Here is a 13,765-nt window from a genome sequence, read left to right as displayed (position 1 = left end):
GCGTCGAAGCCCGGCCGAGGCGTCAGAGCTCGGCCGCGAACGGCGGCTCCGCGCCCGCCCGGGTGCAGGTCAGCGCCGCCGCGTGGGCGGCGAACGCCAGCACGCCGGGCCAGTCCACGGGACCGGAACGGTGCCCCGCCAGGCGGTGCAGCAGCGCCGCGTTGACGGTGTCGCCCGCGCCGATGGTGTCCGCCACGGCGACCCGGCGGGACGGCACCGAGTGCTCCGCGCCGTCCCGGGTCCACACCGTCAGCCCCTTCGCGCCCCGGGTGAGCACCACCGCCGACGGACCCGCCGCCAGCCAGTCGCGGACCCGCCCGCCGAGCCAGGCCGCGTCCTCCTCGGACAGCTTGAGCACCGAGACGTACGGCAGCCAGCCCAGGAAGCGCGACCGGTACGCCGCCGGGTCCGCGATCAGCGCGGGCCGGATGTTCGGGTCGAGCAGGGTCAGCAGCCCGCGCTCCGACTCCCGGCGCAGCAGGGCCTCGTAGGCACTGGCCCCCGGCTCCAGCACCAGCGAGCAGGTGCCGAGGGCGAGGGCCCGTACCCCTGCGGGCAGCGCGGGCGGCAGCGTGAACAGCCGGTCCGCCGTGCCCTCGACGTAGAAGCCGTAGGCCGCCGAGCCGTCCGGGGCCAGCGAGGGCACGGCCAGCGTGGTCGGCTCCGGCCCGCGCTGCACCAGCGACAGGTCCACCCCGGCGCCCCGCAGCCCGGCCAGCAGGCCCTCGCCGAAGCCGTCCGAGGAGACGCGGGAGCAGAACGCCACCCGCGCGCCGAGCCGGCCCAGCGCGAGCGCGGTGTTGTACGGGCCGCCGCCCGGCCGGGGCAGCAGCGCGCCGGGCGGCGCCGCCACGGGCACCAGGTCGATCAGGGCTTCTCCACCGACGACGATCACGCGGGGGAAGCTACCCCATCGGGCGCGGGTATCGTCGGGTGGGCCGAGCCGAGCCCATCCCGCCAGGAGATCCGCATGTCCGCGTCGCAGTCCGCAGCCCGCCGTACCGTGCTCAAGGGCGCCGCCGCCCTCGCCGGGGCCGCGGGCGCGGGGCTGGGCCTCGCGGCCTGCTCCACCGCCACCGACAGCGGCGCGGGCTCCCCGGCGGTCCCGGCCGAACCGGTCGAGCTGGGTGCCGCCTCCGAGGTCCCGGTCGGCGGCGCGAAGCTGTACCGGGAGCGGAAGCTGATCGTCAGCTGCCCGGCGGAGGGCCAGTACAAGGCGTTCAGCGCCCAGTGCACGCACGCCGGGTGCGTCCTCGACAAGATCGTCGAGGGGGAGGGCAACTGCCCCTGCCACGGCAGCCGTTTCGACGCGGCCACCGGCAAGGTGCTGCGCGGCCCGGCCTCCGCCCCGCTGCCCGCCGTCCCGGTCAGGGCCGAGGGCGGGAAGCTGATCGCGGGCTGACGGGGTCCTTCTTCCGGCTCCTCGAACCCCGCCTCCTACGGCTCCCGCCTACCCCGCCTCCTTCGCCTACGCCCAGTCCCAGGCGATCCCCAGCAGGCCGCGCCGTACCGCCGGCTCCACCAGGTGCACCGACCGGTGCCGCCCGCTCGGCGTGAGGTCGGCGAGGGCGCCGCGCGGCGCTCCCGGCCCGCTCCGGCTGAAGCGCCGGCAGCGCACCGGCAGCGCCGCCTCGTCGAAGCGGACCTGGAGCACGTACTGCCCGCCGCTGTAGCTGAAGCCGCGGACGTACTCCGTACAGCGGTCGCCGGTGCCGTCCTCGAAGCCGTAGCCGAAGACGTACGTGTCCCCGGCGCGCAGCCGGGCGTCGAAGAGCAGCTCGGCGACCAGCACCTCGGCCTCCCGGTGCCACCGGACGCGCCCGGTCCGGCAGTTCTCCTCCGCCCGCACCCGGACCCGGGCCGGGTCGCAGCCGGGGTCGCCGTGGTGGACGGCGAGGTACCTGTCGACGCCGTCCCGGTGGGCCCGTACGACGTGCTGCGACGCGCGCCCCAGCAGCTCGCCGCCCGGCCCGATCCGCACCCGCTCGTGGTGGCCCACGGTGTGCAGGCCGCCGTCGGTGGGGAGTTCCATCCCGGCCAGCAGCTCCTCGACGGCCGCGCCCACGCTGACCAGCGCCCGGTACGAGCGGCCCGGCGGGCGCGGCGTCGTCCCGGGCGCGAGGCCCTCCGGGGCGGCCAGCAGCCGCGACAGGGTTCCCCCGGGGAGTTCCAGGATCTGCTCCAGCGCCCGTACGGCCCGCAGGGACTCGGGACGGCTCGGCCGCCGGGCGCCCTGCTGCCAGTAACTGAGGCTGGTCACGCCGACCTTGATGCCGCGGGCGGCGAGCCGGTGCTGGACGCGGTGCAGGGGCAGCCCGCGGGCGGTGAGGGCGGCGCGCAGCGCGACGTGGAAGGGTCCGGCGCGCAGCAGCTGCGGGAGTTCCCGTGCCGTGTCCGCGGTCGACCGCATGCCGGCTCCTCCTGTGAACGTTCACGCACGATGGGGCGGGAGGTTTCGCCGGTGACGCCCGGGGCCCAGGTGACAGGACGGCTGCCGTTCACATCACGGCCCCACCATTCACACTGCAATGTCACCGGATATTGAAGCCTGTTGACCTGCTCGCGACAACTGCCTGATGCTCCTGAGCAGCGTCCGGACGCGGTCCTCCACCCCCACTCTCCCTACCTCGGGAGGAACGCGATGCGCCATCCCCACCGGCGGCTTTCCCCGGCCGCCTTGCTCGCCACCCTGCTCCTCGCGCTGTCCACCGGCACGGCGACCGCCGCCGACGCCGGGGCGGACCCCGCGCTGTCGCTCTCGTACAAGCGCCTGAACGTCACCATGCAGGCGCAGCAGAAGACCAACTGGTGCTGGGCTGCCGGCGGCAACACCATCGCCACCTGGTTCGGCCGGAACTACACGCAGAACCAGTTCTGCAACGCCGCCTTCAACCGTCAGCAGGGCCCCGACTGCCCCAACAACCAGGCCACCCTCGGCAACGTCCAGACCGCCCTGGACTGGGCCGGCATCAACCCCGGCTCGTACGTCACCGGATGGCTGCGCTACCCGACCGTCCAGAGCGAGATCAACGCCGACCGGCCCGTCGAGACGCGGATCCAGTGGTCCAACGGCGGGGGCCACATGCACGTCCTCTACGGGTACGACACCGCCGACAGCTGGGTGTACTGGGGCGATCCCTGGCCCTCCAGCGACCGCTACAACTGGGCGTCGCACGCCTGGTACGTGGACAACGGCACCTTCTCCTGGACCCACTCGCTCTACCGGATCGGGGCGTGACCGCCATGAAGACGCGCGCCTTCGCCGCAGCCGTTCTGAGCGCGACCGCCGTGCTCGTGTCGGCGCCGCAGGCGGTTGCCGCCGTTCCCGCGGCTCCCGTGCCGCAGCCGTCGGTGGCCACCGACGAGACCCGGGCCGAGGCCGCGCGGGCGGCCTCCGCCCCCGAGACCCTGGCCACGCTGTCCCGTTTCTTCGCCCGCGAGGGCAAGGTCGCGGCGGCCGCCGCGCGACCGCGCGTGGAGGGGGAGGCGATACCGGTGCACTACCTCTCCCCGGACTTCGTGGCGGGGAAGGCTGGCGCGAGCGTCGCCCGGCTGGAGTTCCTCGCCAGCGAGGCGGTGGCGTCCGACGGGCAGCGCGCCGCGCTGTGGACGGCGAAGACCGGGGCGGGCTGGCAGGTCGTGAACATCGCGACCGGCGACGACGAGTTCCGCTACGCGCGGCTCGGCGCGGAGAGACTTCCCGGCGGGGTGGTGTTCCGCGAGCCGCAGATCGACGCGTGGTACGTCGCCGGGGGCGGGCGGGTGCTGCCGCTGGACGAGGACGCGGGGCGGGTGGTGGGGGGCGGGGTCAGCCTTGCCGCGTACCGCGACCGCGTGGTGAAGGCGTACGGGGACAAGCTGCCGGGGTCCGCGTACGCGAAGTCCGGCAAGGCCGGGGGGTACTCGGCCGCGGAGGGCTCCGCCGTTTCGCCGGCCGCCGGGGCCGTGACCGGATCGGGTGCCGGCCCGCTGACCGCCGGGGCCGTGACCGGGCCGGGCGTCCCGCTGACCGCCGGGGCCGGGGTGCTGGCCGGGGCGCTCGTGGTCGGAGCCGCCGCCGTGGCGCGGGCGCGACGGCCGGACTGAGCCCGGACTGAGCCCGGGGTGAGCCCCGCAGGCCCCGCCGGCCGTCCGCCAGGCGCCCGGACCCTGCGGGGCCCACCCCACCCCGCCCTTCCCTCGCTCCCCGAGGCTCCGCCCCGGACCCCGCGCCCCGAACGCCGCGGGGGACTCGGCACGGCCGGGTCGGTGGCGGGAGGTGACGGGTTGTGGTGCGGCTCGGTTGTCGGAGGGCGCCAGTAGGGTGGATGGCATGGCCGACCCTTCCAGCTACCGCCCCACGCCGGGCCAGATCCCCGACTCGCCGGGGGTCTACAAGTTCCGCGACGAGCACCGCCGGGTGATCTACGTCGGGAAGGCCAAGAGCCTGCGCCAGCGCCTGGCCAACTACTTCCAGGACGTCGCGAGCCTGCACCCCCGTACCGCCACGATGGTGACCACGGCCGCCTCCGTCGAGTGGACCGTCGTCTCCACCGAGGTCGAGGCGCTCCAGCTCGAATACTCCTGGATCAAGGAGTTCGACCCCCGGTTCAACGTCAAGTACCGGGACGACAAGAGCTACCCCTCCCTCGCCGTGACGATGAACGAGGAGTATCCGAGGGTCCAGGTCATGCGCGGGCCCAAGAAGAAGGGCGTGCGGTACTTCGGCCCCTACGGGCACGCCTGGGCGATCCGCGAGACCGTCGACCTGATGCTCCGGGTGTTCCCGGTCCGGACCTGCTCCGCCGGGGTGTTCAAGCGGTCCGCCCAGATCGGCCGGCCCTGCCTGCTCGGCTACATCGGCAAGTGCTCCGCGCCCTGCGTCGGCCGCGTCACCCCCGACGAGCACCGCGAACTCGCCGAGGACTTCTGCGACTTCATGGCCGGCCGCACCGGCACCTACCTCTCCCGCCTCGAACGCCAGATGCACGAGGCCGCCGAGGAGATGGAGTACGAGAAGGCCGCCCGGCTGCGCGACGACATAGGGGCGCTGCGCCGGGCCATGGAGAAGAACGCCGTCGTCCTCGCCGACGCCACCGACGCCGACCTGATCGCGGTCGCCGAGGACGAGCTCGAAGCCGCCGTCCAGATCTTCCACGTACGCGGCGGCCGCGTCCGCGGCCAGCGCGGCTGGGTCACCGACAAGGTCGAGGCCGTCGACACCGCCGGCCTCGTCGAGCACGCCCTCCAGCAGCTCTACGGCGAGGAGAAGGGCGAGGCCGTCCCCAAGGAGGTGCTGGTCCCGGCGCTCCCCGAGGACACGCCCGCGCTGAGCCAGTGGCTCGCCGAGCGCCGCGGCGCCCAGGTCAGCCTGCGCATTCCGCAGCGCGGCGACAAGAAGTCCCTCATGGAGACCGTCCACCGCAACGCCCAGCAGTCGCTGGCCCTGCACAAGACGAAGCGCGCCAGCGACCTCACCACCCGCTCCCGGGCCCTGGAGGAGATCGCCGAGGCGCTGGAGCTGGACAGCGCCCCGCTGCGCATCGAGTGCTTCGACATCTCGCACCTCCAGGGCGACGACGTCGTGGCCTCGATGGTCGTCTTCGAGGACGGGCTGGCCCGCAAGAGCGAGTACCGGCGCTTCCAGATCAAGTCCTTCGAGGGGCAGGACGACGTCCGCTCCATGCACGAGGTGGTCTCCCGGCGCTTCCGCCGCTACCTCCAGGAGAAGCTCAAGACGGGCGAGTGGTCCCCGGAGGAGGGCGAGGACCCCCTCGCCGAGGACGACGGGCGCCCGAAGCGCTTCGCGTACCCGCCGCAGCTCGTCGTCGTCGACGGCGGCCAGCCGCAGGTGGCGGCCGCCAAGCGGGCCATGGAGGAGCTCGGCATCGACGACGTGGCCGTGTGCGGCCTGGCCAAGCGGCTGGAGGAGGTCTGGCTGCCCGGCGAGGACGACCCGGTCGTGCTGCCCCGCACCAGCGAGGGCCTCTACCTGCTCCAGCGGGTGCGTGACGAAGCCCACCGCTTCGCCATCCAGTACCAGCGCAACAAGCGCGGCAAGCGGCTGAAGTCCGGCCCGCTCGACGAGGTGCCCGGCCTCGGCGAGAGCCGCAAGCAGGCCCTGGTGAAGCACTTCGGTTCGGTGAAGAAGCTGAGACAGGCGACAATCGACCAGATCTGCGAGGTCCCGGGCATAGGACGCAAGACGGCCGAGGCCGTGGCCGCGGCCCTCGCCGGGGCGGTCCCCGCCGGTCCTGCCGTCAATACGGCGACAGGAGAGATCATTGAGGATGAGACGCCCGCGCATGCGGGAACATCGTTCGAACGGGGGACCGAGCAATGACCGAGCACGAGACCGCGCACGACCGAGACGCCGCGCACGACCGAGACGGAGCACAGGTGAGTACGGGCACGACAGTGGAGCCCGGCGAGGCCGCCGAGGCGGCCATCCCCGAGCTGGTGATCATCTCCGGCATGTCCGGAGCCGGCCGCAGTACGGCGGCCAAGTGCCTGGAGGACCTGGGCTGGTTCGTCGTCGACAACCTGCCGCCGGCCCTCATCCCCACCATGGTGGAGCTGGGCGCCCGCTCCCAGGGCAACGTGGCGCGCATCGCCGTCGTCGTCGACGTCCGCGGCCGCCAGTTCTTCGACGCGCTGCGCGAGTCCCTGGCCGACCTGGAGGCGCGCGGGGTCACCCGGCGCATCGTCTTCCTGGAGTCCTCCGACGACGCGCTGGTGCGCCGCTTCGAGTCGGTGCGCCGCCCGCACCCGCTCCAGGGCGACGGCCGCATCGTCGACGGCATCGCCGCCGAGCGCGACCTGCTGCGCGAGCTGCGCGGCGACGCCGACCTGGTGATCGACACCTCCAGCCTGAACGTGCACGAGCTGCGCGCCAAGATGGACGCCCAGTTCGCGGGCGACGAGGAGCCCGAGCTGCGGGCCACCGTCATGTCCTTCGGCTACAAGTACGGTCTGCCCGTCGACGCCGACCTCGTCGTCGACTGCCGGTTCATCCCCAACCCCCACTGGGTCCCCGAGCTGCGCCCCTTCACCGGGCTCAACCCGGAGGTGTCGGGCTACGTCTTCAGCCAGCCCGGCGCCAAGGAGTTCCTCGACCGCTACACCGAGCTGCTCCAGCTCATCGCCACCGGCTACCGCCGCGAGGGCAAGCGGTACGTGACCATCGCGGTCGGCTGCACCGGCGGCAAGCACCGCAGTGTCGCCATGTCCGAGAAGCTCGCCGCCCGCCTTGCCTCCGAGGGAGTCGAGACCGTCGTCGTACACCGGGACATGGGGCGCGAGTGACCGGACGCACCCTGCGGCTGCGCCGCCTGCGTCGGCTCGCCCCGGCCCGGGGCGAGGACGGCGGCGCCCGCACCACCCGGCGTCGCGGCGCCACCCCCAAGGTGGTGGCGCTCGGCGGTGGACAGGGGCTCTCCGCCTCCCTCACCGCCCTGCGCCGGATCACCGGTGACCTCACCGCCGTGGTCACCGTCGCCGACGACGGCGGCTCCAGCGGCCGGCTCCGGGAGGAGCTCGGCGTGCTGCCGCCCGGCGACCTGCGCAAGGCGCTGGCCGCGCTGTGCGGGGACGACGACTGGGGCCAGACCTGGGCCCGCGTCATCCAGCACCGCTTCCAGTCCGCCGGTGACCTGCACGAGCACGCGGTCGGCAACCTGCTGATCGTCGCCCTGTGGGAACAGCTCGGCGACCCCGTCCAGGCCCTCGACCTGGTCGGCAGGCTGCTCGGCGCGCAGGGCCGGGTGCTGCCGATGTCCGCCGTGCCGCTGGAGCTCCAGGCCCTGGTCAAGGGCCACGACCCGGCGCGCCCGGACGACGTCGACACCGTACGGGGGCAGGCCACGGTGGCCCTCACCCCCGGCGAGGTGCTCTCCGTACAGGTGGTGCCCAGCGCCCCGCCGGCCGTGCCGGAGGCCGTCGCGGCCGTCCTGGACGCCGACTGGGTGGTGCTCGGCCCGGGATCGTGGTTCTCCTCCGTGATCCCGCACCTGCTGGTGCCGGAACTGCTCGACGCGCTCATGGAGACGAAGGCCCGGCGGGTCCTCTCGCTGAACCTCGCTCCGCAGCCCGGCGAAACAGAGGGGTTCTCTCCGCAGCGTCATTTGGAGGTTTTGGCCCGACACGCCCCTAAACTCGCCCTGGACGTGGTGCTGGCCGACGAGGCCGCCGTGCCCGACCGCGAGTCCCTCGCCGATGCCGCGAAACGGTTCGGTGCCGCGGTCGAGCTGGCGCCCGTGGCCAGGCAGGACGGCTCTCCGAAGCACGATCCGGAGCTGCTGGCCGCCGCGTACGACCGTATTTTTCGGATGCATGGAAGGATCGGCCCATGGCGATGACGCCCGCGGTGAAGGATGAGATTTCCCGCCTCCCCGTCACCCGGACCTGCTGCAGGAAGGCTGAGGTCTCGGCGATTCTTCGGTTCGCGGGCGGGCTGCACCTGGTGAGCGGCCGCATCGTCATCGAGGCGGAGCTGGACACCGGGATCGCGGCCCGGCGCCTGCGCAAGGACATCCTGGAGATCTTCGGCCACTCCTCGGACCTGGTGGTGATGGCGCCCGGCGGACTGCGCCGCGGCAGCCGGTACGTGGTCCGGGTCGTGGCCGGCGGTGACCAGCTGGCACGCCAGACGGGGCTCGTGGACGGCCGGGGCCGTCCGATCCGGGGTCTTCCCCCGCAGGTGGTCTCCGGGGCCACCTGTGACGCCGAGGCGGCCTGGCGCGGCGCCTTCCTGGCCCACGGCTCGCTCACCGAGCCGGGCCGGTCCTCCTCGCTGGAGGTCACCTGCCCCGGTCCGGAGGCCGCCCTGGCCCTGGTGGGCGCCGCCCGCAGGCTCTCCATCGCCGCCAAGGCGCGCGAGGTGCGAGGCGTGGACCGGGTCGTCGTCCGCGACGGCGACGCGATCGGCGCCCTGCTGACCCGGCTCGGCGCGCACGAGTCGGTGCTGGCCTGGGAGGAGCGGCGGATGCGGCGCGAGGTGCGCGCCACCGCCAACCGCCTGGCCAACTTCGACGACGCCAACCTGCGCCGCTCGGCGCGGGCCGCGGTGGCCGCCGGGGCCCGGGTGCAGCGCGCGCTGGAGATCCTCGGCGAGGAGGTCCCCGAGCACCTCGCCGCGGCCGGCCGGCTGCGCATGGAGCACAAGCAGGCCTCCCTGGAGGAGCTGGGCGCGCTCGCGGACCCGCCGCTGACCAAGGACGCGGTCGCGGGTCGGATCCGCCGCCTGCTGGCGATGGCCGACAAGCGGGCCCAGGACCTCGGCATCCCGGGCACGGAGTCGAACCTCGACCTGAGCGAGGAGCTGGCCGACAACATGGCCGGCTGAGCCGCCGGCCGCGGCTCAGCAGCCGCCGCGCCCGGGCGCGTAGCCGACGTACGCCGGACAGGGGCCCGCACGATCACTCGTGCGGGCCCCTTTCGGCATGCCCCATTGACATGAGCATGGGCTGATCGTGAGCCTGTCGGCGAACGCTTTGGTTGCAGACGACGCCCAGGGGGGCACATGAGGCACCGCGCGAGATCGATCCTCGCCGCAAGCGCACTCGTCTTCGGAACCACACTGGCCGCGCTGCCCGTCGCGGCCCAGGCACAGCCTTCGTCCACAGCCGGGTCCGACGCCGACGAGGTGCGGGTCTACGACGCCGACATCACCCGCGACCAGGTCCCGCTCGTCCTCGCCGCCGGCCAGGACGCCCACGAGCTCACCGAGCGGGCCCCGGAGACCGGGACGGCCAAGGTCGAGCTCTTCCTCACCAAGGTCCAGGCCAAGGAGCTCGCGGCCAAGGGCGTGAGGCTCGCGGAGCGCAAGGTTCCCGCCAAAGCCACGGCCCGTTCCCAGGCCGCCGGCGACGGGGTCTTCCGCCCGTACAGCGGCAAGGGCGGCCTCCAGGAGGAGATCCTGCGCACCGGCCAGGAGAACCCCGGCCTCACCAAGGTCGTCTCCATCGGCAAGACCGTCCAGGGCAAGGACATCCTCGCGCTCAAGGTCACCAAGGACGCGAAGAAGACCCGCGACGGCGACAAGCCGTCCGTGCTCTACATGTCCAACCAGCACGCCCGTGAGTGGATCACCCCCGAGATGACCCGGCGGCTGATGCACCACACCCTGGACAACTACGGCAAGGACGAGCGGATCACCAAGCTGGTGGACTCCACCGAGCTGTGGTTCCTGCTCTCCGCGAACCCCGACGGGTACGACTACACCCACGCCCCCGACGGCGCGCGGCTCTGGCGCAAGAACCTGCGCGACAACAACGGCGACGGCAAGATCACCGCCGGCGACGGAGTCGACCTCAACCGCAACTTCGCCTACAAGTGGGGCTACGACAACGAGGGCTCCTCCCCGAGCCCGTCGAACGAGACCTACCGCGGCACCAAGGCGTCCTCCGAGCCCGAGACCGTGGCCCTCGACACGTTCGAGAAGCGCATCGGCTTCGCGTACGCCATCAACTACCACTCCGCCTCCGAGCTGCTGCTCTACGGCGTGGGCTGGCAGGTGGCCACCCCGACCCCGGACGACGTCGCCTACAAGGCGCTCGCCGGCACCCCGGAGAACCCCGCGGTCCCGGGCTACTACCCGCAGCTCTCCTCCGAGCTCTACACCACCAACGGCGAAGCCGACGGCCACGCCGCCAACGCCAACGGCATCATGATGTTCACGCCGGAGATGACCACCTGCCAGACGGCCTCCGCCGCCGACCCCGACGACCGGTGGAAGCCCGAGGACTGCGCTTCCGGCTTCAACTTCCCGGACGACGAGAAGCTGATCCAGGAGGAGTTCGCCAAGAACGTCGCCTTCGCGCTGTCCGTCGGCGAGAGCGCCGCGCACCCGGACCAGCCGAAGTCCTGCGTCGGTCTGAGCGCCGCCGACTTCACGACCGACCCCTTCACCACCTCCTACGTGGCCAAGGGCGAGGACCAGACGGTCTCCGTCACGGCCCGCAAGGCGCTGCGCGACAAGCAGCTCAAGTTCCGCGTCAACGGCGGCCGCACGCACGACGACGGGCTCAGGGCCTGGAAGGGCGGCGACGTCTACGGCGGCGAGGACAACAACTGGTTCGACGAGTACCGGGCCAAGGTGGACGGCACCAAGCCGGGCGACAAGGTCGAGGTGTGGTTCACCGGCCGCGACCGTTCGGGCAAGGAGGTCTCCAGCGAGCACTTCACGTACACGGTGGCCGAGCGGCCGCGCGCGGACGTCCTGGTGATCGCCGAGGAGGGCGCCAAGGCGCAGCACGCCAAGGAGTACGTCGACGCCCTGCGCGCCAACGGCAAGTCCGCGGCGGTCTGGGACGTGGCCACCCAGGGCGTCCCGCACCACCTCGGCGTGCTCTCCCACTTCCGTACGGCCGTCCACTACACCGGCGCCAAGACCCCCGGCGGCGACACCCAGCTCGCCGTACGGGACTTCCTCAACGAGGGCGGCAAGCTGATCGAGACCGGTGAACTGGCGGGCGGCAACGCCCAGGTCGGCCGGGCCGTGACCAACGACTTCAGCCAGTACTACCTCGGCGCCTACAGCCGTACGAGCGTCAAGGGAGCCACCGGCTTCACCGGCGCGGGCTCCCTGAACGGGGCCAAGGGCGGTCTCGGGGACGCGGCGGACAACCCGCTCAACGCCCCCGGCTCCTACACCGCCACCTCCGCCACCCTCGCCGCCGCGCAGTTCCCGCAGTTCAAGAGCGCGCAGGCGGGCCAGTACGCCGGGGTCGTGAACCCGTACGCCCCCTTCGCCGGCACCGGGATGGCCTCGGCGCTCCACGAGGACAACGACTGGAAGCGGCTGGTCCGGACGATCGACCTGACCGCGGTCACCGCCGCCGACAAGCCGCAGCTGAAGGCGGCCCTCAACTGGAACACCGAGGAGGGCTACGACCACGTCGTCCTGGAGGCGCACACGACGGGCGCCGAGGACTGGACGACGCTGCCCGACGCGGGCGGCCTGACCAGCACCACCGTCCCGGAGGAGTGCGAGGCCGGGTTCTTCGTCACCGGCCACCCGTTCCTGCGCAGCTACCTCACGCTCGACCCCGCCGGCTGCGCCCCGCAGGGCACCAGTGGCAAGTGGAACAGCTTCACCGGTTCCTCCGGCGGCTGGAAGCAGGTCTCCTTCGACCTGAGCGCGTACGCGGGCAAGAAGGTGGAGGTGTCCCTGTCCTCCATCACCGACCCGGGTTCCGGCGGCCGCGGGGTCTTCGCGGACGACGTGCGGCTGTCCGTCGGCGGCACCGACCAGGCGGCGGAGGGCTTCGAGACCTCCCTCGGAAGCTGGTCCGCCCAGGGCGCACCGGCCGGAAGCCCCGCGGTTCCGGGCGACTGGTCCCGTACCGGAGAGCTGTTCACGTCCTACGCGTCCATCACTACGCGTAACACGGTTCTCCTCGGCTTCGGCCTGGAGCACGTGCCGGCCGCGGCCGATCGAGCCGTACTCGTCGGTAAGGCCCTCCGTTCGCTGAACCACTGAGCACCGGCCCCGTCACTGCTCACCGAGCGTGACGGGGCCCAAGGTTCCGGGCGCCCTGTTCCGCAGCGATTGGTACAGGGCGTCGCGGGGTCCCCCCAGGCAGTCGGGGGAGTGTCAGGCCTCGACCGATGTCACTCCGAAGCTCACGGAGAGGTAGGGTCGTAAGCGGTCGGGGACATCCCATACAGCTCGCCGGCGGACTTACCGGCGCACATACGAGGAGATCGGTTCGTGACGATCCGCGTAGGCATCAACGGTTTTGGCCGAATTGGCCGCAACTACTTCCGGGCGCTCCTGGAGCAGGGAGCGGGCATCGAGATCGTCGGTGTCAACGACCTGACTGACAACGCCACTCTGGTGCACCTGCTGAAGTACGACACCATCCTGGGCCGCCTCAAGGCCGAGGTCTCCCACACCGACGACACCATCACCGTCGGCGGCAAGACCTTCAAGACGTTCGCCGAGCGCGACCCCGCGAACCTCCCCTGGGGAGAGCTGGGCGCCGACATCGTCATCGAGTCGACCGGCATCTTCACGAAGAAGGCCGACGCCGCCAAGCACATCGCGGCGGGCGCGAAGAAGGTCCTCATCTCGGCTCCGGCCAAGGACGAGGACATCACGATCGTGATGGGCGTCAACCAGCACAAGTACGACGCGGCCAAGCACCACGTCATCTCCAACGCCTCCTGCACCACCAACTGCGTGGCGCCGATGGCCAAGGTCCTCGACGAGAACTTCGGCATCGTCAAGGGCATGATGACCACGGTCCACGCCTACACGAACGACCAGCGCATCCTGGACTTCCCGCACTCGGACCTGCGTCGCGCCCGCGCCGCCGCCGAGAACATCATCCCGACCTCCACGGGTGCCGCCAAGGCCACCGCGCTGGTCCTCCCGCAGCTCAAGGGCAAGCTGGACGGCATCGCGATGCGCGTCCCGGTCCCGACCGGCTCGGTCACCGACCTCGTCCTGGAGCTCGCCCGCGAGACCACCAAGGAAGAGATCAACGCCGCCTTCCAGAAGGCCGCGGAGGGCCAGCTCAAGGGCATCCTCGACTACACCGAGGACGCGATCGTCTCCTCCGACATCGTGAACTGGCCCGCCTCCTGCACCTTCGACTCCTCCCTGACCATGGTTCAGGACGGTACGCAGGTGAAGGTCGTCGGCTGGTACGACAACGAGTGGGGATACTCCAACCGTCTGGTCGACCTCACCGAATTCGTCGGCGGTCAGCTCTAATAGTCCCAGGGCAAGGCAGCACGATGTGAGCACAGGGTCCGGCAGCGCGATGGAGCGCGGCACGGG

Annotated in this window: 11 protein-coding genes; 9 read left to right on the top strand and 2 right to left on the bottom strand. The window is 72.3% G+C overall.

What is annotated here, in order from left to right; translation table 11 throughout:
• Positions 1-22 precede the first annotated feature (22 nt).
• Complete coding sequence (locus OG982_RS06025; protein ID WP_266948037.1) at positions 23-895, bottom strand: carbohydrate kinase; 873 nt, start codon at positions 893-895, stop codon at positions 23-25.
• Between the two features lie 75 nt (positions 896-970).
• Here OG982_RS06025 and OG982_RS06020 point away from each other — a divergent pair, with 75 nt between their 5' ends.
• A complete protein-coding gene (locus tag OG982_RS06020; RefSeq protein WP_266789049.1) occupies positions 971-1,402 on the top strand; it encodes a Rieske (2Fe-2S) protein in 432 nt (143 codons plus the stop codon).
• 66 nt (positions 1,403-1,468) lie between these two features.
• On the opposite strand, the gene OG982_RS06015 is transcribed toward OG982_RS06020, so the two are convergent.
• Positions 1,469-2,410: a hypothetical protein gene (locus OG982_RS06015; RefSeq protein WP_266948036.1), complete on the bottom strand. Its 942-nt coding sequence runs from the start codon at positions 2,408-2,410 to the stop codon at positions 1,469-1,471.
• A 231-nt stretch (positions 2,411-2,641) separates the two neighbouring features.
• Between OG982_RS06015 and OG982_RS06010 the strand changes: the two genes are divergently transcribed.
• From OG982_RS06010 to gap, 8 genes are all read left to right on the top strand, one after another.
• Positions 2,642-3,238 carry a papain-like cysteine protease family protein gene (locus OG982_RS06010; protein ID WP_266789052.1) on the top strand — a complete coding sequence of 199 codons (597 nt, stop codon included), beginning with the start codon at positions 2,642-2,644 and terminating at the stop codon, positions 3,236-3,238.
• A 5-nt stretch (positions 3,239-3,243) separates the two neighbouring features.
• Positions 3,244-4,086 carry a hypothetical protein gene (locus OG982_RS06005; RefSeq protein ID WP_266949860.1) on the top strand — a complete coding sequence of 281 codons (843 nt, stop codon included), beginning with the start codon at positions 3,244-3,246 and terminating at the stop codon, positions 4,084-4,086.
• Between the two features lie 226 nt (positions 4,087-4,312).
• Positions 4,313-6,322 carry an excinuclease ABC subunit UvrC gene (uvrC, locus tag OG982_RS06000; protein ID WP_266789054.1) on the top strand — a complete coding sequence of 670 codons (2,010 nt, stop codon included), beginning with the start codon at positions 4,313-4,315 and terminating at the stop codon, positions 6,320-6,322.
• The gene (gene rapZ, locus OG982_RS05995; protein ID WP_266789056.1) at positions 6,319-7,284 is read left to right on the top strand and encodes an RNase adapter RapZ; all 966 of its coding nucleotides are present in this window, start codon (positions 6,319-6,321) and stop codon (positions 7,282-7,284) included. The genes uvrC and rapZ overlap by 4 nt, the downstream gene beginning before the upstream one ends.
• A gap of 26 nt (positions 7,285-7,310) precedes the next feature.
• Positions 7,311-8,336: a uridine diphosphate-N-acetylglucosamine-binding protein YvcK gene (yvcK, locus tag OG982_RS05990; RefSeq protein WP_266792170.1), complete on the top strand. Its 1,026-nt coding sequence runs from the start codon at positions 7,311-7,313 to the stop codon at positions 8,334-8,336.
• Entirely contained in the window at positions 8,327-9,322 is a 996-nt protein-coding gene (whiA, locus tag OG982_RS05985; protein WP_037792880.1) for a DNA-binding protein WhiA, read from the top strand. Before yvcK ends, whiA begins: the two co-directional genes overlap by 10 nt.
• 177 nt (positions 9,323-9,499) lie before the next feature.
• Positions 9,500-12,460 carry a M14 family metallopeptidase gene (locus OG982_RS05980; protein WP_266948035.1) on the top strand — a complete coding sequence of 987 codons (2,961 nt, stop codon included), beginning with the start codon at positions 9,500-9,502 and terminating at the stop codon, positions 12,458-12,460.
• 231 nt (positions 12,461-12,691) lie between these two features.
• Complete coding sequence (gap, locus tag OG982_RS05975) at positions 12,692-13,699, top strand: type I glyceraldehyde-3-phosphate dehydrogenase (RefSeq protein ID WP_266789062.1); 1,008 nt, start codon at positions 12,692-12,694, stop codon at positions 13,697-13,699.
• Positions 13,700-13,765 lie beyond the last annotated feature (66 nt).

It is taken from the genome of Streptomyces sp. NBC_01551 (genome assembly GCF_026339935.1).
In the GTDB taxonomy this organism is placed as follows: Bacteria; Actinomycetota; Actinomycetes; order Streptomycetales; family Streptomycetaceae; genus Streptomyces.
This window is presented reverse-complemented; position numbering and strand designations above follow the sequence as displayed.